The organism is Novosphingobium sp. (genome assembly GCF_039595395.1).
Classification (GTDB): domain Bacteria; phylum Pseudomonadota; class Alphaproteobacteria; order Sphingomonadales; family Sphingomonadaceae; genus Novosphingobium.
Genome location: NZ_JBCNLP010000006.1, coordinates 1,806,014 through 1,828,985 on the forward strand (window position 1 = coordinate 1,806,014; position 22,972 = coordinate 1,828,985).

The window sequence follows — 22,972 nt, forward strand, 5'->3', positions numbered from 1 at the left end:
ATCAGATATCGATAACCGGTTCGGAATGTCAAGTCCTTCTGTCTGTATCCGTATATTGCTGGAAACAGCCGCTCGATTACCGGGTCAGGTCAGCACCCCGACCAACCGGCCATCTGGCCCCAAATCCGTTGGGACATCACGATTTAGGAAAGCATGTCCGGGCCAAAGGCTCAGCCCCTTCCCGGGATTAACGGTCACCAATATGCCACAGCTCAAAATGGTCGTGCCGACTCCGATCCTGCCCTTGAGCTGGGGGACGAGCGCGCGCGGATGAAGGAGATGGGTGTTGGGTTCCCCGGCCAGCAATCTGGCGCTGCGTTGCCCTCCAAGGTCGACGATCCCCGACCAGAGATCGCGCCGCCAGACCGCCAGCCCCGAAGCCTCTTCGACAACTGCCGTGTCCGGCCGGTCGGCCACCGCCATGCCGCCCTCGATGGTGCGCAAAGGCCGGGCAGATCTCACCCAATGGCGACGCATCTGCCATGGGCCTTCCCACCACAGCCAGGTTTCGACAGTGACATCGTGGAAGGGCTGCCAGCGCGACCATAGGCCGTTCTTGCCGATCCGGGCCTGCTCGCAGCGATCGCGGACGCGCAGATTGCCATCTTCGTCGATCAAGCCGAGCATCGAATCGAGCGAACAGGTGTCAGGCGCGCGCAGATCGCTTTCGATCGAGAAGGCATGCCGCGTGGAATAGGCAAATTTCGCATATTTTTCGCAGCCATGCCGGATGGCGGTGTTGGACTGGCCGCTTGAGAGCGCCACAACACCATCCTCATCGCTCCGCAGCACAAGGCCGGGCTGATCGAGGGCAACAATCCGGTCGCGCTGCGCCGGCAAATCGCGCTCTTGCGCGGCCCAGAACGGGTGGTCGCCCGGGAGCGCCAGGGGCAGAAATGCCTTGCAGGCCCAATAGGGTGAGTTGGCCGAATTGTAGGCCTCGGCCATAAGCGGATTGGGATAAGCATATCCGACCGTCAGGAGACCGTCGCGCCGGGTCATCGGCTGCTCGCTCCACCAGCGGAGATGGCGCAAAAACAGTCCTTTCACGTGTCCCCATGGCAGCGCCTCTTCTCCAGCGAAAGCCAAAGCGCCCCAGAAGCCAGCCATGGCAAAGCGGTAGGTCAGGCTGCGCCCGATGGGGAGGCAGGCACCATCGGGATCGAACCAGCGCGCAAAATCGGGCGCAAACTGGCGCGCACGCTCGCGCAGCACTTGCCGCTGGCCACATCGTCCTCTCGCCAGAGCCGCATAGAGCAGGCCATAATAATGGAAGGCGAAAGGCACATAGTGATCCATCTGCCGTGTCGGACCGTCGCGATACCAGCCGCCGGGCATGGCAAATGCATCGATCTCGGCAAGGTAGTTCTCGTGACCGGCGGCATCGGGAGCAAAGCCGATTTCTTCGAGGCCAAGATCGATCATCAACCGGAAGAATTTCCAGTTGTTGTTGGAAAAAGGCTGGTCGCGCGCGGCCATAAGCCAGGCGCCGACCCTGGCACGGCTGGCTGCATCGAGCGGCTCCCAGAGTTCCTTCCTGCAGCATCGCAGGGCAAAACCAATGGCCGCGGCCTCAACCTGCCGTTGATCGACCGGGCCGACCGTGCCCCAGTAATCGGGATGCAGCGGATCGGTCCCAGCCGAAAGCCCCGCGCGATAGATCGCCCACCAGTCCTGGGTGTCGAAACCGCCCAATGTGGCGGGAACCAGCCCCCAGAGCGGGCGGGAAAAGCCTTCAAGCTCTATGGCGGCGCGGTCGAAAGCGGCGCCAGCACGGTCGATGACCACCCGGGCACCCGAGGCCGAAAAGCAGGCACGCAAGGGTTCGAGCAAGGCAAACAAGGCCCTGGCAAGATCCTCTCGGTCCCGCAGAGGATTGCCCGAGAGCGGATTGAAGGCATCCGCCATTTTCTTTAGCCCTGCTGTGCCAGAAGATAGGCGCCCACCAGCCCGGCAGGCTCGATGCAGCCAGGGGCGGTGATGCGGGCATCGAGGATCTCGGGATCTGCCCAGAGTGAGGCATAGCCGCCCAAACGACGTGCGGTTTCGCGGCGAACCGCGACGAGCAGATGCTCATAGGCCATCACGCCGCCACCGATCACAATATGCTCGGGCGCCACCGAGAGGATGAGCGAGGCACACAGTTGCCCCAGATAATCGGCCTGAGCATCCCAGGCCGGATGATCGCCGGGCAGTTCTGCAAGAGACCCACCCCAGGCGGCAATGATCGCCGGCCCGCTGGCGAGGCCTTCATAACAGTCGCCATGGAAGGGACAGACACCGGCAAAGTTATCATGTGCGCCGTGGCGCCGAGGCAGAATATGTCCGATTTCGGGGTGACCGCGGCCAATAATCGTGCGGCCTCCCGAAACGAGCCCGACGCCAATGCCCGTGCCCACGGTGATATAGGCCGCCGACTGGCTGCCTCGCGCAGCGCCGACGAAGGCCTCGGCGAGTGCTGCGGCGTTGACGTCGGTATCGACTTCGACGCGAAGGCCAATCCCCTGGGCGATCATGCCGCGCAGATCCGCGCCCTGCCAGCCAGGCTTGGGCGTGGTTGTGATATGCCCCCATGTCGGCGAAGAGGGATCGAGATCGACGGGCCCGAAGGTGGCTAGTCCAACCGCTTCCATCGGGCCATATTTCTGCTGTCCCTCTCTGAAAAAGGCGAGGATCTGCGACACGCAAGTCTCGGGGTTGCTCGTCGGGATTCGGATTGTCTCGCGCGATCCTTCGGCATCGCCGATGCCGCAAATGATCTTCGTGCCCCCGGCTTCGATAGCGCCGAAGGTGAGTTTGGACGTGCTTGGGGAAGCAGACATAGCTGTGCTCCATGCAAAAGAGGGGCGCCGCCCACGAATGGGCCGCTGCTACAAATTGTCGGGAAAAATCAGCCCTTGGTGGGCTTGCCGGTCGAGGCACGCTCGACCAGGCGAATGGAGATCACCTCGTGGCGCACAGGCACGCTCTCGCCCGCACGGCGGCGCCGCACGAGATCGGTGATGGCTGTTACGGCCGAGGAAGACATTTGGGAGATAGGCTGATGGATGGTCGTCAGTTCCGGCCATACAGTCGTGGCAACGGAGGTATCGTCAAACCCGGCAATGCTGATATCGCCGGGGATGGAAAGGCCAAGCCCGTGGGCAACCGCCGAAACGCCCGCAGCCATATCATCGTTGCTGGCAAAGACCGCTGTGGGACGCTCATCGAGGGCGAAGAGTTGCTGCGCAGCATCCATGCCCGAGCGATAGGTGAAATAGCCCTGGGCGACCCACTCGGGACGAACAGCCAGCCCAGCCTCGCGCATGGCTGCGCGGAAACCTGCCTCGCGTCGCCGTGCTGTGGAGTGCATGGGATCGCCGCGCAGGAATGCGATGTCGCGATGACCCAGACCGATGAGATGCTCGGTCATCAGCCGAGCCCCGGCAAAATCGTCGACCAGCACCGCCGGCGTATCGGGGCGCGGCTCGGCGGTCGCAAAGCCGAGTGCAGGGACTCCGGCCTGCATCAGGCGTTCGAGGACCTCGGGCAGGTCGCACAGTGGCGGCGGAAGGATCACGCCGTCGGCCCCGACGCTCAGCAGTTTGTTGACGGCTGAGAGACCATCGGAATGAGCCGAACTGGGCTCGATCATCAGTTGGCATCCCGATTCACCTGCCTGGCGGAAGGCACCCATCAGGAAGTCCCCCAGATTCGAGGAACTGGGATTGGAATAGAGCAGGCCGATCTTGAGCGCGCTGCGCAGCGAACTCGCCGCAGCATTTGGCGAGAAATTCATGGCCTCGACCGTGGCCATGACCTTTTCCCGCGTGGCCTTGCTGACGTGGTGGCGCCCGTTCATGACGCGCGACACGGTCGTATGGGAGACACCCGCGGCGCGCGCGACGTCGTAGATGGTCACGGCGCTTTTGCCCGTGCCCTCCAAGAGTGCGTCAACGCCAGATACTTCATCCTCGGCCATCAGGTCTCCTCCGTCGCTCCTAGGGGCAAGTTTCGCAAATTTGAAGTAGCCTCTTGCGCGTCATCCCAAATTGCCGTTATTTAGCCCCGTCAGTTATCGATAACAGGTTAGGCCACGACACTGACCCACGCAAGGTCTTTCAGTCGGCCAACGGGAGATTCCACGAGGATGTTGCATGGTCAGGCACGCCGCAACTACCTGCTCGTCAGCGGCTATGTCGCCGCTTTCTTTTTCGCGCAGGCTGCGGCCATTTCATTGCTGTCGATCTGGCTGAGCCAGCGCCTCGGGCTGTCCGGAGCGCAAGTCGGCACCGTTTTCTCGGCAAATTTCATCGCTGCCATGGTTTGTCAGCCGCTTTATGGCTGGCTTTCGGATCGCATGGGCTATCGCCGAACGGTTCCGCTGGCGATCGCCATCATGGTGGTGATGGCCGGGCCTTTTTTCAGCTTCGTTTACGCGCCGCTGCTGCGCGATCACATGCTGGCGGGAGCAGTTCTCGGCGGGGCCTATATCGGCGCGACCTTCGTGGCCGGCAGCTACGCGATCGAAAGCTTCGTGGACCGCGTAAGTCGCCGGGACGGCTTTGAATATTCGCGCGCGCGTCTCTGGGGATCGCTCGGCTTCTCACTCGCCGCGCTGTTTTCCGGGCGCCTCTTCAACATCGATCCGCGCATCAATTTCTTTCTGGCGACGGTGGCCGGACTCATTCTCCTTCCGCTGATCCTGGCGCTGCGCGGCAATGTCATCGCGCCCATCAGCGTCGAGGCCCCTCGCCCGCTCACCCTTGCCGATTCGCTGAGTGTGCTGCGCCTGCCGAAATTCTGGCGCTTCATGGTCCTGATCTTGGGCGTCACGAACCTGTATCTCGTCTACGACCAGCAGTTCCCGGCCTATTTCGCATCGCTCTTTCCTACGCGCGAATCGGGCAACGCCATGTTTGGCTATCTCAATTCAGCCCAGATCTTTCTTGAGGCGGGCATGATGTTTGTGGCGCCGATCATCGTCAACCGCGTCGGCATCAAACGCGGATTGCTCCTGGCAACGGCGATCATGATCGTTCGAATCGCTGCAACCGGTGTGGCTGCGGGACCCTGGTCGATCTCTGGTTGCAAGATGCTCCATTCGCTCGAGTTGCCCATCCTGCTCGTTTCGATCTTTCGCTACATCGCCGCCCATTTCGAAGCCCGCTTCTCAAGCACCCTCTATATGGTGGGCGTCAGCTTCGGCCACTCGCTTGGCCTTGCCATTCTCTCGCCGATCGCTGGTCGGCTCTACGATGCCATCGGTTTTCGCCACACCTATTTCACCATCGCGGCTTTTGCCCTGTGCTTCTGGATTGCCTCGCATCTTGCGCTGGCTCCCGACCCGGCTCCGCGCCCTCAAGGAAAGAACTGACATGGGCAAGAAAGTCCCATCGCTGAGTCCTGCCATGGCAGACATGATGATTGCGCGCGCTCTCGAAAGGGTCGACCGCTCCATCACCGCCTATGGCGGTCGCTTCCCCGCCCCCTCCAGCCAGGGCGGTGTCTACCCGCTTATGGACAATGAGGAATGGACCAACGGCTTCTGGCCAGGGATGCTCTGGCTGGCCTGGGAATTGTCGGGGGAGGAACGTTACCGCGCTGCAGCTGATGCGTTGATGCCCGGTTTTGCCGACCGGGTGGCCCGGCGCCATCTCACGGACCATCACGATTTGGGCTTTCTCTACACGCTCTCGACCTGCGCTGCCTGGCAACTGACGGGCAATGAAGAGGCTCGTCTTTCCGGCTTGATGGCCGCGGAACTCCTCCTGTCACGGTACAACAGCGTTGCGCGGGTCATCCAGGCCTGGGGAGATCTTTCCGATCCCGAACAGAGCGGTCGGATGATCATCGACTGCAACCTCAACCTGCCGCTTTTGTGGTGGGCCGCGCGTGAAACGGGCGACAGGCGCTTTGCCCAGGCCGCCGACGCTCATGTCGAGCAGGCAGCCAAGCTTCTGGTCCGGCCCGATCACTCGACATATCACACCTATTATGTCGACACCCGGACCGGTCTTCCCCGTCACGGCTCGACCCATCAGGGTTTTTCCGATGACAGTTGCTGGGCACGCGGTCAGGCCTGGGGCATTTACGGCTTCGCACTGGCCTTTCGCCATACCGGTCGAAGGGATTATCTCGATCTGGCCGCACAACTAGCGGACTATTATCTGGCCAGATTGCCGGACGACGGCATCTGCTGCTGGGATCTCATTTTCACCAAGGATGAGCCAAGGGACAGCTCTGCGGCCGCAATCACGATCTGCGGCTTGCTGGAACTGGCTTCGGCCCTTCCGATCGTGGACACGCGGCGCGCCCTATATCAGGCCGAAGCGCTGCGCATGGCCGAGAGCCTGGACCGCGACTATCTTGCCCCGCTCGAAGGCAGCGATGGCATGCTCGCGCATGCGGTCTACCATTGGCCCAACAAGGTCGGCGTCGATGAATGCTGCATCTGGGGGGACTATTTCTACCTTGAGGCGTTGATGCGCTTGCGTCGCGCTTGGCAGCCTTACTGGGCCTGAAAACGCCATGAGCACGATCCCCCGCCGCCCCTTGGGCCAGACCGATCTCAGCCTGCCAGTGATCGGCATCGGCTGCAGTGACATGGGCAACCGCAATCGTCCGCGCCCTCCTGAAGAAGCCATCGGCACCGCCCACACCGGCCTGAAAGCCGGCCTCGATTGGTTCGATGTTGCGCCCTATTACGGCCTGGGGCTTGCCGAGAGGCGGCTCGGCGATGCCTTGCGCGAAACACCGCGGGATCATTTTCTGATCTCGACCAAGGTTGGTCGTACCCTGCTTCCCGATGATGAGGCAGACACCAGCCAGCCACGCCACGGCTTCCATACGCCTATGCCATTCCGGGCTGCCTTCGATTACAGCTACGACGGGGTGATGCGGTCGTGGGAAGCCAGCCTTCACCGCCTTGGCCTGGCCCATATCGATGTTCTTTTTCTCCACGACATCGGTGCCTATGCCCATGGCGAGAACGATGCGCGACTGTGGCGTGAATTCATCGATGGCGGTCTGCGCGCACTCGTCGAACTGAAGCGGGACGGGGCAATCGAAGCGTTTGGGCTGGGGGTGAATGAAGCGGCTGTCTGTCATCGCATGCTCGATGAAGCGCCGGTAGATGCCTTCCTGCTTGCCGGTCGCTACACCCTTCTCGACCACGCCGGTGCCCTGCCCTTGCTCGACCGCTGCGCAGAGGCGGGGGTCAGTGTGATCGCTGCGGGTCCCTACAACACCGGGTTGCTCGCGGGCGGAACCAAGCGCACCGGTGCCATGCGCTACGACTATGGGGCCGCTCCTCCCGAAATTCTCGCGTCCCTGGCTGCGCTCGAAGCGCTTTGTGCTTCGCACGACGTCCCCCTTGGTGCTGCAGCCCTGCAATTTGGCCTGGGTCACCCCGCCGTTGTTTCGGTTCTCCCAGGTGTCGCAGGCTCAGCCCGCGTGGCTGAAACCTGCATCCTGGCTACCACCCCAATCCCCGCCGCCTTCTGGGCCGAGCTTGCTGAAAGCGGGATTATCTCGCCCGGCGTGCCTCTGCCGCACTCCTGATCTCCATATCGAAGGAAAGAGCCCATGTTCTCCAAGACCTATTACGCCACCCATCCCGATATGATGAAGGGCGCAACCAATGACGAACTCCGCGACCGCTATCTGGTGGGCAGCATGTTCATCGAGGGCGAGGTAACGCTCAATTATTCTCACGGTGAGCGCCTGGTGATCGGTGGTGCTGTGCCCGGCAGCAGCACCATCAAGCTGCCCGAGCAGACCGTGCCGGCCAGCGCTGCTGGTCATCCTTTCCTGGAGCGCCGCGAGGCGGGCATCGTCAACATCGGCACTGCCGGCGCGATCACCGTCGATGGCCAGCGTTTCGAGATGGGCAACAAGGAATGCCTCTACGTGCCGATGGGCAGCGCTGAGGTGATTTTCGAGGGCGAGGGCGCGCGCTTCTACATCGCCAGCGTTCCGGCGCACAAAGCCCTGCCGATCAAGCATATCACGCTGGCCCAGGCCAACCCGCTGCAGCGCGGCGATCTGGCCAATTCGAACCAGCGCACGATCTACCAGCTGGTCATCCCCGGCGTTTGCGAGAGCGCCCAGCTCCTCCTCGGCCTCACCGTGCTGGAAGAAGGCAGCGTGTGGAACACCATGCCGCCGCATCTGCATGACCGCCGCAGCGAAATCTATCTCTACTTCGACCTGCCCGAGAAGAACGACCGCATCTTCCACTACATGGGCGAGCCGGAAGACATGCGCCACATCGTGGTTGCCAACGAGGAGGCGGTGATCAGCCCGCCCTGGTCGGTTCACATGGGCAGCGGCACAAAGAAATATGCCTTCATCTGGGCGATGGGTGGGGAAAACCTCGACTACACCGATATGAACGTCCTCGACATCTGCCAGCTGAAGTGAGTCTTGCGATGCCCAGCCTCTCGAAACGTCGCCGCTTGCAGCTGGCATGCCTCTCGATCTTCGGCGCGGCGGGACTGGCCGGCGCGCAGCAGCTCTGCGCTGCCGGCGAACTACGGGTCTATCCCGTTCCCCAGGCACTTCTCTATGCTGCTCACAATGATGATTACACCGTGCGCGTGCGCACGCCGGGAGGGGCCTGGCAAAGCCTCTATGAGTACCGTATCCGGGTGGACAACGACACATTGCAGAATGCGTCGCTGGTCTATTTCGATTTCTCCGGCAAGGTCGAACTGGAGATCGAGAAGAACAACGGCAATTTCACGACCGCCGATGTTCTCCCGCGCCAGCCGGGGATAGCAATGCAGCGCAGTGGCTCTGTCGTGCGCATGACGCTCGACAAGCCGGAGCGCTTCTCGGTCCAATTCGACGGCGATCGCCTGCACAACCTCCATATTCTGGCCGGCGAGCTACCGCCGGATCGACCCGCGGGGGACAATGTCATCTATTTCGGCCCGGGCATTCACACGCCCCCGGAAGGCACGAACCGGTTCCCCGTCAAATCGGGTGACCGCATCTACCTGGCGGGCGGCGCGGTGCTGCGGGGAAGCTTTGCCCTCGATCATGTCGAGAATGTGAAGATTTCCGGCCGCGGTCTGCTCTACAATGCCGGCAGTCCTGTGGATCTTGACGGCGCCAGCGATATCGACATCCGCGACCTGATCGTCGTCAATGATGAGCGCAACGACGCCGCGCGCGTGATGAACATCCGCAATTCGCAAAATGTGTCGGTGAGTCAGATCAGTGGCTTCACCTCTGGCAAATGGTCCGATGGGCTCAACATTTCCACCTCCCGGCATGTGCATATCGACGGCGGCTATCTGCGGGTCTCGGATGACGGCGTTGTCGTCTATGCGGTCACAGACTGTCCGATCTGCCGCAACCATCCAATTGCACCGGTCGGACCTCCGGGCGCGACCCAGCCGGCCGATACCTTCGATATCACGGCGCGTAATCTGACGATCTGGAACGATGTTGCTCATTCACTCTTCGTGGGCCATTTCGGCGACGCCGATGCGCCGCGGACGATCAGCGACGTGACCTTCGAGAAGATCAAGATCGTCAATTTCGACGAGGACGATCCGATGTGGGATGGTGTGATGTCCATCTATTCGGGCAATGCCACCTTCATCAAAAACGTGACGTTCAGCGATATCGACGTCCAGCGAATCGAGGAAGGGCGGCTGCTCAACATCGTTGCCGGCCAGACCAAATTGACGATCGCCAGCGCGCAGGCCAACAAGCGCCCTGGTCGCGGCATCGACGGCCTCACGCTTCGCAACATCCACTATACCGGTGAGGGTCTTCCAAGCCGATCGATCATCTCCGGGCTCTCGCCGAGCACAGCGGTCCGCAATGTCACGATCGAAAATCTGACCCTCGGCGATCGCACGGCGATCTCGCCAGAGACCGCAGATATCGATGTTGGCCCCTTCGTGGAAAAGCTGACGATCAAGAAGTAGGAGTGTTTTTCCGTGTCCATTTTCAACCTCGCGCAGCGCGTCGCCGTGGTCACCGGTGCCAACACTGGTATCGGCCAGGGGATCGCCCTGGCCTTGGCCCAGGCGGGAGCCGATATTGCAGCGGTCGGTCGAACCCCCGCCGAGGAGACCGCCCAGCGCATCCGCGATCTGGGCCGTCGCTGCGAACTGGTGCAAGCCGATCTGTCTTCCATTGCGACGGTGGGCGATGTGGTGGCTCAGGTAGTCGAAAAGTTGGGTGGGTTGCATATTCTGGTCAACAACGCCGGGATCATCCGCCGCGCCGATGCAGTCGATTTCACCGAGGAAGACTGGGATGCGGTGGTGGACACCAATCTCAAATCGGTCTTCTTCCTGAGCCAGGCCGCCGGGCGCCATATGATCGCCAACCATGAGGCAATCGGCCAGCGCGGCAAGATCGTCAACATCGCCTCGATGCTGTCCTTTCAGGGCGGCATCCGGGTGCCCAGCTACACAGCGTCCAAATCAGGCGTAGCGGGGCTGACCAAGCTCCTGGCCTGCGAATGGGCTAGCAAGGGCGTCAACGTCAACGCCATCGCGCCGGGCTATATCGCCACCAACAACACGGCGGCGCTTCAGGCGGATGAAACCCGCAACCGCCAGATCTTGGAGCGCATCCCTGAGAATCGCTGGGGCAGCCCGGCGGATATGGGCGGCGCGGCGGTGTTTCTTGCCAGCGCTGCCGCAGACTATATCCAGGGTCATGTCCTTGCGGTCGATGGTGGCTGGCTCGCGCGCTAGCCCCACCTGGGGAACCTCTCGCGACCAACCGATAGACGTAGGCACCCAAGATCCGGCTCGGCTGAAAGCCGCTGGTCCTGAGCGCCGCACCAACGTTCCTGAAAACAGTAGAAATCTGGGAGCAATTTTGATGGCTCGAACCGGCATCTGGACACGTCGCGCCCTGATGGGCAGCAGCGCCTTGATTCTCGCGGCCCAGGCGCTACCAGCCCTTGCGCGCTCGGGTTTCCCTTCCAGCAAATTGGGCGACGTTCTACCCGATCTGAAAGTTGATCACCCTCGCCTGCTCATCACGGCTGATGCCATGAATGCGATGCGTGTAACCGCAAGCAATGATCCGGTCTTTGCCCGGCTCATTGCCCGCATCCTTGCCGACGCTCAATCGGTCCTTTCTCGCCCCCATGTGCCCTTTAATCTGACCGGGGCGGAAAGGCCCTCGATGCTGGGCGGCTCGCGCACCATCATTCATTATATCATGACCTGCGCTTTCGCCTGGCGCTGGACCGGTGAGCGCTCCTATGCCGACAGGGCAATCGCTGAGATGGTGTCGGCAGCGCGCTTTCCCGAATGGAACCACACTCATTTCCTCGACGTTGCGGAAACCAGCTTTGGTGTCGCCATCGGTTATGACTGGCTCCATGATGTGATGGACGAAACCACGCGAGATCTGGTCCGTACCGCGCTAGTCGAGAAATGCCTGCTCTGGGCGGATCGGGCCTATCGCGGCACGAAGGACGAATGGCTCGGTTTCCCGCGCTACACTTGGAACTGGAATCAGGTCTGCAACGGCGGCGCCCTGGCTGCTGCCATTGCCGTTGCCGAGAGCGAGGCCCAGCTGTGCAGCGATGTGATCGCCGGGGCGATCAAGTCTGTCCCGCTGGCCCTGACCGCCTATGAGCCGGATGGTGTCAGCGCCGAAGGCCCGGTCTATTGGACCTATGGCACGACCTATCATGTAATCATTCTTGCGATGATGGAAACCGCTTTCGGTTCCGATCGCGGCTTGGCAAACTCTGAAGGCTTTCATGTCACGGACATCTTCCGCCTTTGGGCTCAAGGGCCGGCCGGCAAGGCCTTCAATTACGCAGACTGCCACGAGAAGCTCGCGCCCAGCGCTGCTCTGGCCTATCTCGGCAAGCGCTTCGCCCATCCCGCAACTATCGGAAAAGCCCGGGAAGATCTGATGGGCCTACTTGAGGCATCCGACCTCAATGGCGAATTCGATCGCTTCCTGCCGCTCTACACCCTCTGGTATCCCACGACTGTCAGCGCCAGACATGACAACGAAAAGGCAAAACATTTTCGCGGGGATGCCGATCTGGCGATCTTCCGCAGCGGCTGGTCGGTCAATGATACCTACCTCGGCTTCAAGGGCGGCAACAACGCCGCCAACCACGCCCATCACGATCTCGGCTCCTTCGTCCTCGACAGCCAGGGGGTACGCTGGGCCATCGATCTGGGCTCGGACAGCTATCAGGTTCCCGGCTATTTCGACAGTTCGCCCGGGGGTAAGCGCTTCCAAATCTACCGCATAAGTGCGAGCGGACATGGGACGCTGATGCCAGAGGGCGGCCAGCAATCTCCCGGTGGAACCGCGCCGATCCTGCATTTCAAGGAGCGCAAGGACGGTGGCATGGCCGTTCTCGATCTGACCCAGGCTTATCCCTCGAGCGCCCAGAGAATATGGCGCGGTGTCGATTTTCGCGACGATGGCAGGCGGATCGTTCTGCGCGACGAAGTCGATCGCGGGAAGCCTGGGGCGTTGTGGCGCTGGGCGATGTTCACCCGAGCCTTGATCACCCTTCAGGGAAACAGAGCCATTCTCACGCAGGATGGCAAGATCATGGAAGCGGTGATTGACACGCCTGGACACAGATTCGAAATCTTGTCCGCCAATCCTGGAAGACCGCTTGAAGCCGATAATAAGGGCGTGTCGATTCTCGCGATCCGGGCCGCATCAAATACGGGCGGCGATCTCGATTTAACCGTTTCGCTATATCCAGCTGGCCGGACATCGCGGCCTGGAAGTGCTTCAAGCGCGCTTAAAGACTGGATTTAGAAACCTTTCCACGCAGCATCAGAAAACGGGTCATTTTTTCGCATTTTAAATCTTGCTCCGTAGGCCTGATATCGATATCTGTTATCGATATCAGGCCTAGAACAGCTCGAAGCCTGAAATGTTTCCGCCAAGCGCGACAAGGATCGCGGGCGACAAACGGAGGGGCAAAAAATGGAACGCCGCATGATTTGTGCTGCGCTGTACGCAAGCGCCGCAGTTGTTGGAGTGCCGTCCGGCGCCATGGCTCAGGGGGCCAAGACCGACCAGACGACAACCGAGGAAATTATTGTCACGGGCGTGCTGCGTGACACGATGGCGAGCAAGGCGCCGATTTCAACGACCACCGTAGGCGAAGACAAGATTCAGCAGACGGTGCCGCTCAGCGCAGCAGACCTGCTGACAGAAGTGCCCGGCGTCGTCGTCAACTCCGATGCGGGCGAGGCCAAGGCCACGGTGTTCGCGCGCGGTCTGTCCAATGGTACGGATGCTTCGACCTACGGATATTACTGGACGACGATGCTGGAAGACGGGCTTCCCCTCACCCCGGCGCCCTATTCCAATTTCCAGCCCGATATGTTCCTGCGCGCCGATGTGACCATCAAGCGCGTGCAGGCGGTTCGGGGCGGTTCTGCGGCCGTTACCGGGCCCAATGCGCCCTCAGGTCTTTTCAATTATATCTCCAAGAATGGGATGACTGATCCGGGTGGCCAGGTGATTGTCCGCCTCGGCAGCGAGGGCGACGGCAATCTCTATCAGAAATACGATGGCTATTATGGCTGGCACAATGACGCCAAGACCTTCGCCTGGTCGATCGGCGGCGATTATCGGCATGGTTACGGCTATCGCGCCATCGCCTATCCGATGAATTACGGCGGTCAGATCAAAGCCAATCTGAATTACAGCTACGACACCGATTTCGGCAAAGGCGGACTGCTCGTCTCGTTCAAATATCTCAACGACCACACCGGAACGAACGACACATTCCGCCCGCTGACCACCGGCTTTAGCGATCCCCAGTTCCTGCCGGGTTTTGGCCGCGACGTTAACTTTCTGCCGACCGGCGATCTCGCCCACTCCGTGCCATTCGGCAACGATGGCTCCTACACCTGGGACCCGAGCAATTTCAGCCACGAAAAGTCCTATGTCGGCACGATCAAATGGGATCACAAGTTCAACAACGGACTGCAGCTGTCGAACAATCTGCGCATCCAGAGCAATCAGGTGCAGAACAATTATGCGACGGATTTCACCTATCAGAGCCTGCTGAACTCGACGACATGGACGACGATGGGAACGGCTGCGGCGGGTCTGAGCAACACGCCAGGCTATTTCACGCTGACCAATCGAGCCAATGGTCAGACGCTTGCGCGGGTTTACCGTATCACGGCTGCCAGCCAAAGTGGTGTATGTGTCACGCCCGTTTCAAACGGCTACTGCATCGACAAGAACACCCCGAACCTCCTGCCCAACCAGACGCTGGTGAACCAGGCGCCGATCGACAGCACAAACCTCATCCTCATGACGGGCTCGTCGAATTCCAGCGGGATCATCGCCAGCAACGACATCACCGACCTTTTCACCCTCACCAAGGAATTTTCCAAGGTGACGATCACGGCCGGGGTCTATTTCAACCAGACCAGCTTCTCGCGTGATTTTGCCTATGGCGGGCGTGCAATAATGCCCCTGCAAAACCAGCCCACCACACTGGGCGTCGCCTTCACCACGACCACGAGCACCACGGCGGGCGGCACGGCCGGGACAACCTATCAGATTACCGACCCGACCGGCTACGGCGCTGAAGGCAGTTCTGTCGGGCTGACGCTGCGTGACCGGGCCCATGTCAGGGAAATCTCGCCCCTGCTCGGCATCACCTGGGAAGCAAACTCCCATCTTCTGCTCGATGGCGGCGCGCGCTTTACCATGTATCGCGGATGGGGTGAGAACAACCGCTTCGTGACCAACGCCAGCGCCGCATCTCGCAGCTTTGGCGGCGTCGATGGCAACAGCCGGACGATCTACGACAACGTCTATGCCGTCGATACGCCATCGGGACATTTCCCCTTCGACAAGAGCATTTCGTATGTGCAGTGGACGGGCGCTGCCAACTATATGTTCAATCGGCGCTTTTCCATGTTCGCCCGTTTCACGCTCGGCAAAAAGAACAACGATGCGTTCTGGGACGGCTTCAATGTGGCCCAGAATCTGGTTGATCAGTTCTCTCTTTCGCCCTTGCCGACCCTCAAGAGCGCGGAACTGTCCTTCCAGTACCGGAACCGTTGGCTCACCTTCAATCCGGTCTTCTATTTTACCGATCTGACCAATGTTCCGGTCCGGCGCAACGACGGCTTCCTGTCCGATGGTGTCACGCGCTACACGACACCGCCCTTTATGGCCCATTACCAGGCCTATGGTGCCGAACTGGACAACACCGTGCGTTTCGCCAAATGGCTCAGCATTCGCAATGTGCTGACCGTGCAGCGCTCTCTGGCGCTCTCTTACCCCAACATCAGTCTGGGTACATGCAATGGGGTGGTCACGGCAACGAACTGTCCGGGCGGGATTCAGCCGCAGGACGACGATACCGCCACCTATACCTCGGGCCCGCAGCCGCTGGCGGCAAGCCTTGTCTACAACGGCACCGCGAACATTCGCTTCGGTCGCTTTGCCGGCTATTATCGCTTCCGCTATATCGGCTCGCGCCCGGTCACGATCCGCAACACCTTCCAGCTCGCGCCGCAAAAGCTCTCGGACATCGGCATGACCTACAACGCGAGCAGCAACCTCACCTTCCAGTTCAACGTCAACAACCTGTTCAACAATGCCTCGCCCACCAAGCTGGGCATTGTGGGAACCCTTCCATCCAACATGACGGAAGCCGACTTTATCGCGCAATACCCCAACGCCCTTTCGACGGTGCAGGTGAACGCGCCCAGGGCCTTCTTCTTCACCGCAAGCGCTCGATTCTGAGCGTGCGCCAGGGATGGTGGTCGCACAACCGCCACCATCCCTGCTTCCTTCAAATGCCTCGGTACATTCGCAACAAGCCGTCACAAGAAAGCGAATGGATCGGCCAGCGCTCTTCGGGATATTGCTTTTGCCACAGGCCCAACTCCTCACCGCCATCATGCTCGCGCTCTCGGCGCCGACCATCGATCCGGCTCTGCCCTGGCAGGCCGATCTGGGGAATGGAACCTATCGCAATCCGGTGCTGATCGGCGACTGGTCCGATCCCGATGTGGTCAGGGTCGCAGACAGCTATATCCTGACAGCTTCCTCATTCACAGAAAGCCCCGGCCTCCCGATCCTGCAATCGAAAGATCTTGTGAACTGGACGCTGATTGGTCATGCCTTGCCACGGGTGCTGCCAGACACACATTTCAGCACGCCCCGCAAGGGTGGCGGCGTCTGGGCCCCCGCGATCCGCTACCGCAATGGTCATTTCATGATCTATTTCCCGGACCCTGATCGGGGGATTTTTCTGGTCACCGCCACAAATCCGGCAGGCCCCTGGTCCGAGCCGGTCTTGGTCGATGACACGAAAGGCGCGATCGATCCGGCACCGTTCTGGGACGATGACGGAAAGGGCTGGATGGTTCACGGTTTTGCCAAAAGCCGGGCCGGCTTTGCCAATCGGATCGTGCTCAAAGCCCTGAGCGAGGATGACACCCATACTACCGGTAAAGGCACGGTCATCATCGATGCCGACGCCATGCCGAAAGTCGAGACCAGCCTTGGCGGTCGTCCTTGGCAAACAACCGAGGGGCCCAAACTCTACAAACGCAATGGCTGGTATTATATCTTTGTCCCGAGCGGCAGCGTGAAAGGCGGCTGGCAGGGTGTCTTTCGCAGCCGCTCAATCGAGGGTCCCTACGAAGGCCGCGATGTTCTCGATCAGGGACGAACTGCTGTTAACGGCCCCCATCAGGGAGCCTGGGTCTCGACCCCAAAGGGTGAAGACTGGTTCCTCCACTTTCAGGACAGAGACACTTACGGCCGCGTGGTCCTTCTTGAGCCGATGCGCTGGGTGAAGGATTGGCCAATCATCGGCAAGCCGGTCGGTAGCACAGGCAGAGGTGAGCCGGTCGAGATCTACAAGAAGCCCAACCTTCCTTCCCAGCCTATAACAGCCCCTGCAAGCAGCGATGACTTCAAGGGTTCGCTTTCTCTTGCCTGGAGTTTTGCGAGCAATCCTTCCCCCGATTGGGCAAAGGTGTCAGGCGGCGCCCTGCATCTCCTCGCGGTTCCCGGTCCTGCCGATCTCTTTGAAAATGGCGCTATTCTATCCCAGCGTCTGCCCGGGCTTTCCTTCGCCGCGACAACGCGCCTCACTTTCAAACCGCGCAGCAGCGGTGAAACCGCCGGCCTTGCCATCCACGGTCGCACCTTTGCCTGGGTTGGGCTGGAGAACACTCCTGCTGGCGTGCAGGTGGTCAGCTACACGAAACACTCGATCAAGCCGGGCGATACGATCTCGCGCAGTCCCGGACCACTCCTGCCTGAGGGCAGGGTGTGGCTGCGCCTCACCGCCAAGCCGGCTCTGATTGAGGTGCCGCCGCCAGGTTTCAGCCCATATTGGCCGTCCATGCTGCGCGAGGAACAGGCCATGGCCTCACTCGCCTACAGTCTCAATGGCAAGACCTACACCGATCTTGGCGAGCCGTTTTTGGTTCAGCCGGGCTTTTGGGTTGGCGCGCGCATCGGCCTGTTTGCCAGCGCGCCTTATGGAACGCCCGCAGCAATCGCGACGACCAATGGTGTCGCTGACTTCGACTTTTTCCGGACGGCAGGGCAGAACCAGCCACAAGAACCAGCAGGAGGCAGACATTGACTGACCCGGTCACCTCAACGCAGTTAAGGGCCCGGACGCTGGCGAGAACCGACTCGCGTGTTCCATGGGATGTGAAGAGATGGGCTGTGGGCGGCCAAAAAGCGGCTAACATCGCACGCTTTCTCTCTACGCTCCTGCTCATATTCGCGGTCGCGCTCCTTCCCTCGACGGCTTCGGCCCTGCCAGAAGCGCCCGCCAAACCACGCGTGCTTGTGCTGACCGATATCGGGAACGAACCGGACGACTCAGAGAGTCTGGTCCGATTTCTGCTCTATGCCAATGAATTCGATGTGGAAGGCATCATTGCAACGACCTCGACATGGCAGCGAGACAAGGTGCGCACAGACCTCATTCTCGAACGAATTGCGGCTTACGGTGTTGATTGCCACTGAGATGTGACCCGGGGAGCTGATAAGTTTCCACTGAGAATTGACCCATGTTTCCCTCCCCTCCGGCTGTCAGTCGGAGGGTCTCGGAGTGATCGACATGGACTTACTCAGTGTGATCCGCCGATGGCATTTTCGGCAGGAGATCTCCATTCGGGAGATCAAGCGACGGACCGGCCTATCGCGCAACACCATCCGCAAATACCTGCGTTCCGATGCGGTGGAGCCCAGCTTCAAGGTTCCGGTGCGGCCCAGCAAACTCGATCCTTTCGCCGAGAAGCTGACCGCCTGGCTGCGGGTGGAATCCAAGAAATCTCGCAAACAGAAGCGGACCGCCAAGCAACTGTACGTCGATCTGGTGAAGCTGGGTTACGAAGGCTCCTATAACCGGGTGGCTGCCTTTGCCCGGCGCTGGCGGACCGATCTTCAGTATGAGCAGCAGACCAGCGGGCGCGGGACATTCGTGCCACTGGTGTTCCAGCCCGGCGAGGCCTTCCAGTTCGACTGGAGCGAGGATTATGCCCTGCTGGATGGCAAGGCGACCAAGCTGCAGGTTGCTCATACCAAGCTGGCCCACAGCCGCGCCTTCATCGTGCGGGCCTATTTGCTCCAGACCCATGAGATGCTGTTTGACGCGCTGACGCAGGCCTTTCGGGTGCTGGGCGGCGTGCCCCAGCGCGGGATCTTCGACAACATGAGGACCGCCGTCGACAAGATCGGGACGGGCAAGGCGCGACAGGTCAATGCCAGGTTCGCCGCCATGGCCAGCCATTACCTGTTCGAGACCGATTTCTGCAATCCGGCCTCGGGTTGGGAGAAGGGGCAGGTTGAGAAGAACGTGCAGGATGCCCGGCGGCGGTTGTGGCAGCCCATGCCCAGCTTTGCGGATCTGGCGACGCTGAACACCTGGCTGGAAGAATGATGCATCGCGCAATGGGGCGAGATCCAGCACGGCCTTATGCCCGGCACCGTCGCCGATGTGCATGCCGAGGAAGCCTCCTGCCTGATGCCGCTGGGCAGGCCTTTCGATGGCTTTGTCGAACAGACCAAGCGCGTGTCGCCCACCTGCCTGATCGCCTTCGAGCGCAACCGTTACAGCGTGCCGGCCTCCTTCGCGAACCGGCCGGTCAGCCTGCGGGTCTATCCCGATCGCCTGGTCATCGCGGCCGAGGGCCAGATCGTGTGCGAGCACGTCCGGCTCATCGACCGTTCCCACCACAAACCCGGCCGCACGATCTATGATTGGCGGCACTATCTGGCGGTGGTTCAGCGCAAACCCGGCGCCCTGCGCAATGGCGCGCCCTTCCTGGAGATGCCCGAAGCCTTCCGACACTTGCAGAGCCACCTCCTCAAGCGCTCCGGCGGAGACAGGGAAATGGTGGAGATCCTGTCCCTGGTGCTGCACCACGACGAGCAGGCGGTCCTGAGTGCGGTCGAGCTGGCCTTGGAAGCTGGTGTCGCCACCAAGACCCACATTCTCAACGTGTTGCACCGACTGATTGACGGCAAGGCACCTCCGGCATCGCCCATTGATGCGCCTCAGGCCTTGCGCCTGACGCAGGAGCCCAAGGCCAATGTCGATCGCTATGATATGCTCAAAGGGAGATCCGCCATGCGTCATGACCCCGCCAGCGCCGCAGTCGTCGTCATGCTGCGCGGCCTCAAGATGTTCGGCATGGCTCAGGCCGCAGGCGAACTGATCGAGCAGGGCGCGCCTGCCTTCGATACTGCCGTGCCGATGCTGGCCCAATTGGGCTCCTCAAGGCAGAAATGGCCGAGCGGGAGGTCAGGTCCATCGCCTATCAGATCAAGGCGGCCCGCTTCCCGGCCTACAAGGATCTGGCTGGCTTTGATTTTACCGCCAGCGAGATCAATGAAGCACTAGTGCGTCAGCTTCACCAGGGCGACTTCATGGAAAACGCCGACAACGTCGTGCTGATCGGCGGGCCCGGAACCGGCAAAAGCCATATCGCAACGGCGCTGGGCGTCCAGGCTGTCGAACATCACCGCAAGAAGGCCCGCTTCTTCTCCACGGTCGATCTCGTCAATGCGCTTGAGCAGGAGAAGACAGCCAACCGGACCGGCCAACTGGCGGAACGCCTGCTGCGCCTCGATCTGCTTATCCTCGACGAGTTGGGCTATCTGCCCTTCAGCCCATCAGGAGGGGCCATGCTCTTCCATCTGCTGAGCAAGTTATACGAGCGCACCAGTGTCGTGATCACCACCAACCTGAGCTTCAGCGAATGGTCCGGCGTGTTCGGCGACGCCAAGATGACCACCGCGCTGCTCGACCGGCTCACTCATCACTGCCACATCCTGGAAACTGGAAACGACAGCTTCCGCTTCCGCGCCAGCACCGCTGCGCCCAAAGCCAAAAAGGAGAAGCCGGCATCTTGAACCTGCCCGCCAGAGGCAGCACATAACCCACACCCACCCGGGTCAATTCTCAATGGAAACCCCGGGTCACATCTCAGTGGCAATCAACAGCCTTGAACGTCAGGAATACCATCGGGACCCAATCCATCGCTATTTCCTGAAACTAACAAATTCTGGATCACACACCCAGGTTGCCGGGCCGACGGCTGCCTCGGGTGGGGACACGTGACAGTGGGGGTCTGGCGCTCAGATTGTCGGCCCGGACGAACAACGGTGTCGCATATAGCCGCCAGAACATGCAGCCCTACCCAAGTGGGGCGCTGTCATCCGTTGGTATGGGGCTCAAATTAGAAGACGTCACTGCGCGGGACCAGATGCCTCATCATAAATGGGAAGCCCGCACTCAAACACCGCTCCTCCTCCCGCCCGACTGGATGCACGAAGGTCGCCGCCCAGCGATTCGACGGTAGATCGGCAGATTTGCAAGCCCATCCCCACGCCATTGGGCTTTGTGGTGAAGAACGGTTGGAAGAGCCGATCAATCTGGTCTTCGGCTATGCCCGGCCCATGGTCGGCTACGACTATCGTGACGTGGCCCCCTTCCCGAACGACGGAAATATCCACGATCCTCTCCCTCTCGGGAGTCTGGGCCATGGCATCCATCGCATTGCTCAGCAGGTTGATGAGGACCTGCTGCAATCCGATACGATCACCCCAGACCAAACAGCCTTCGCACCGAACCTCATACCGGACCTGCGCCTTGGCATTTCGAATTTCCCGTTCAAGCAATTCAATGGTCTGCACAACCAGCAGACTGACGTCGATGGCCTCAGCTGAGCGATTGCCCTTTGCCACCTGAGCCCTCGTATTCTGAACGATCCCTGCAACCCGTTCGGTCGTGCGTGCAAGCCGGTCCAGAATTCGCTGAGCCAAAGCGATATCTGGCGCCTCGACGTTCAAGACGCGCTTGGCTGTCTGGACATCCATCGACATGGAGGCGATCGGCTGATTCAACTCGTGGGCGATTGAGGCAGAGAATGCTCCGACCGTCGCCACGCGGTTCGCCCGCGCCAATTCGGCCTGAGCGGCGAGGCGCATCTCCTCAATGCGCTCCTGACCGGTCACATCGATATGGGATGAGAGCTGTCGCTCGTCGCTCAAGCGATGGACGTTGAAGAAGACCGGTACTCGAATGCCATTCTTCCCAATCAGAACTGTCCGGCCCTCTATGCTAGGCAAGCCGTAGAATGCCATTTCGAGCTGACGGAGCAGCACCGCCCTGGCATCATTAGCGTTTTGGACCGGTGGCGTCGCGGCCAATTCGTCGGCATCGCGGTAGCCCAGGAGACGAGCCAAAGCCGAATTGACGCGCACATTGCGGATGGTTGAGATGCAACGGTCCAGCACTTCGGGATGCGCATCCATGTAGCCCGACAGATCAGTTATGCCCTCGCTTCGAATGGCATCGAGAATGGGCAAGGTCTCGCTCAAGTCCTGCTCGGCATAGGTGATGTTGCTCATCTCGAAGAGCGTGGCCATCCGATGCTCGATCTTGAACAGCTCGTTGGTCCGCTCCTCAACGCGCTGCTCAAGACGACCGTTAAGCTCGGTCACTGCATTTTGTGCGAGGACCTCATCGTGAACATCCGATGTGCCTCCATACCAAGCCGAATAGCCACCGGTCTGCGGATCGCGAACGCCCCGGCCAACCAACGACATCCAGCGATACGTGCCGTCAGCAAAGAGCATACGAAATTTAATCCGAAGCTCGTCCCCCGAATTGCCAGCAAGTGCTCCCTGATACAACTCCATTGCATGAGGGAAGTCGTCGGGGTGAAACCATTCCCCCCAGTTCTGCTTTTCGATGGCCTCCCTGGCATCATGCCCTGTCATCTCGGTGTACCGCCGGTTGAAATAATCCACCCGGCCGTCTGGAAGGGTTCGCCAGAGAAGCTGAGGAACGGAGTCCGAGAAATTCTGAAGGTCCGCCCTGCTCATTTCCAGCTCGGCCTGCGATCTCTGGTAACGACGGCGGTTGATCAAGAGACCACAGGTCAGCAGAATCGCCATGCAGGCAAATAGCAGACGGATCGCGCTCCCGAAATCAGGAGCGCGAAGATGGACCTGCAGCCAGGCCATGAAAGCAAGGGCTACGCTGGCGCATGTCCAGATTCTGATCTCTTTCTCCGAGCCGTCCCGCCCGACCAGCCCGATAACAGCGATGTAGAGCGTCGGGATGCCGACCTCGAGATGGGAGAACCGATCAACCGCATAGATCGCGACCATCACCAGTGTCGCGAGCATCCTCAGGAAAACGTCTCCGGCTCGCCTTGGCTCTGTCTCCACGCGCTTGTTCCCCGCCATCGCTGCGAATTGCCAGAAACACGTGCGCCATGAGTTCCAGATCAGCGACCAAACCTTCAGATGCCTCATGTAGCCCAACTTTTCCAGATTGCAGCCCCCAAGGTGGCACCAATCCCATACCAAAGCATGGGATTTTGGAGCGGCCCCCCTTGATAGCACCTCCGGCGAGAGCGATAGCTCAAAGGCGCCATCAGCACTCTGCCAATGGCGCCCCTTTCGATCTGCGGTGGGCGGCAGCCCTTTCAGTACAGGTTCA

Annotated in this window: 14 protein-coding genes and 2 pseudogenes; 12 read left to right on the top strand and 4 right to left on the bottom strand. The window is 60.6% G+C overall.

What is annotated here, in order from left to right; all coding sequences use genetic code 11:
- Positions 1 to 84: 84 nt before the first annotated feature.
- The 3 genes from ABDW49_RS27510 to ABDW49_RS27520 form a co-directional block, all read right to left on the bottom strand.
- Positions 85 to 1,908 (bottom strand): DUF2264 domain-containing protein, encoded by a 1,824-nt coding sequence (locus ABDW49_RS27510; protein ID WP_343617030.1) that lies wholly within the window; start codon positions 1,906 to 1,908, stop codon positions 85 to 87.
- Between the two features lie 5 nt (positions 1,909 to 1,913).
- Positions 1,914 to 2,822: an ROK family protein gene (locus ABDW49_RS27515; RefSeq protein WP_343617031.1), complete on the bottom strand. Its 909-nt coding sequence runs from the start codon at positions 2,820 to 2,822 to the stop codon at positions 1,914 to 1,916.
- A 68-nt stretch (positions 2,823 to 2,890) separates the two neighbouring features.
- Positions 2,891 to 3,961, bottom strand: coding sequence for a LacI family DNA-binding transcriptional regulator (locus ABDW49_RS27520; RefSeq protein ID WP_343617033.1), 1,071 nt, complete (start codon positions 3,959 to 3,961; stop codon positions 2,891 to 2,893).
- A 168-nt stretch (positions 3,962 to 4,129) separates the two neighbouring features.
- On the opposite strand from ABDW49_RS27520, the gene ABDW49_RS27525 reads away from it, so the two are divergent.
- From ABDW49_RS27525 to istB, 12 genes and pseudogenes are all read left to right on the top strand, one after another.
- Positions 4,130 to 5,356 carry an oligosaccharide MFS transporter gene (locus ABDW49_RS27525; RefSeq protein ID WP_343617035.1) on the top strand — a complete coding sequence of 409 codons (1,227 nt, stop codon included), beginning with the start codon at positions 4,130 to 4,132 and terminating at the stop codon, positions 5,354 to 5,356.
- A 1-nt stretch (position 5,357) separates the two neighbouring features.
- The gene (locus ABDW49_RS27530) at positions 5,358 to 6,503 is read left to right on the top strand and encodes a glycoside hydrolase family 88 protein (RefSeq protein WP_343617037.1); all 1,146 of its coding nucleotides are present in this window, start codon (positions 5,358 to 5,360) and stop codon (positions 6,501 to 6,503) included.
- 7 nt (positions 6,504 to 6,510) lie between these two features.
- Entirely contained in the window at positions 6,511 to 7,542 is a 1,032-nt protein-coding gene (locus ABDW49_RS27535) for an aldo/keto reductase (protein WP_343617039.1), read from the top strand.
- Positions 7,543 to 7,566: 24 nt separating this feature from the next.
- Positions 7,567 to 8,403: a 5-dehydro-4-deoxy-D-glucuronate isomerase gene (gene kduI, locus ABDW49_RS27540; RefSeq protein WP_343617041.1), complete on the top strand. Its 837-nt coding sequence runs from the start codon at positions 7,567 to 7,569 to the stop codon at positions 8,401 to 8,403.
- Positions 8,404 to 8,411: 8 nt separating this feature from the next.
- A complete protein-coding gene (locus ABDW49_RS27545) occupies positions 8,412 to 9,923 on the top strand; it encodes a hypothetical protein (protein WP_343617042.1) in 1,512 nt (503 codons plus the stop codon).
- Positions 9,924 to 9,935: 12 nt separating this feature from the next.
- Complete coding sequence (gene kduD / locus ABDW49_RS27550; RefSeq protein WP_343617044.1) at positions 9,936 to 10,703, top strand: 2-dehydro-3-deoxy-D-gluconate 5-dehydrogenase KduD; 768 nt, start codon at positions 9,936 to 9,938, stop codon at positions 10,701 to 10,703.
- A 130-nt stretch (positions 10,704 to 10,833) separates the two neighbouring features.
- Positions 10,834 to 12,762 carry a heparinase II/III family protein gene (locus ABDW49_RS27555; RefSeq protein ID WP_343617046.1) on the top strand — a complete coding sequence of 643 codons (1,929 nt, stop codon included), beginning with the start codon at positions 10,834 to 10,836 and terminating at the stop codon, positions 12,760 to 12,762.
- 171 nt (positions 12,763 to 12,933) lie between these two features.
- A complete protein-coding gene (locus ABDW49_RS27560; protein WP_343617047.1) occupies positions 12,934 to 15,729 on the top strand; it encodes a TonB-dependent receptor in 2,796 nt (931 codons plus the stop codon).
- Between the two features lie 94 nt (positions 15,730 to 15,823).
- Positions 15,824 to 17,590: a glycoside hydrolase 43 family protein gene (locus ABDW49_RS27565; RefSeq protein WP_343617049.1), complete on the top strand. Its 1,767-nt coding sequence runs from the start codon at positions 15,824 to 15,826 to the stop codon at positions 17,588 to 17,590.
- Entirely contained in the window at positions 17,587 to 17,982 is a 396-nt protein-coding gene (locus tag ABDW49_RS27570; protein ID WP_343617051.1) for a nucleoside hydrolase-like domain-containing protein, read from the top strand. The genes ABDW49_RS27565 and ABDW49_RS27570 overlap by 4 nt, the downstream gene beginning before the upstream one ends.
- A 94-nt stretch (positions 17,983 to 18,076) precedes the next feature.
- A pseudogene (gene istA / locus ABDW49_RS27575) lies at positions 18,077 to 19,597 on the top strand (IS21 family transposase); the annotation flags it as partial.
- Positions 19,589 to 20,373 (top strand): annotated as a pseudogene (istB, locus tag ABDW49_RS27580) (IS21-like element helper ATPase IstB). The pseudogenes istA and istB, both read left to right, overlap by 9 nt.
- Before the next feature lie 336 nt (positions 20,374 to 20,709).
- On the opposite strand, the gene ABDW49_RS27585 reads toward istB, so the two are convergent.
- Entirely contained in the window at positions 20,710 to 22,785 is a 2,076-nt protein-coding gene (locus ABDW49_RS27585) for an ATP-binding protein (RefSeq protein WP_343617053.1), read from the bottom strand.
- Positions 22,786 to 22,972 lie beyond the last annotated feature (187 nt).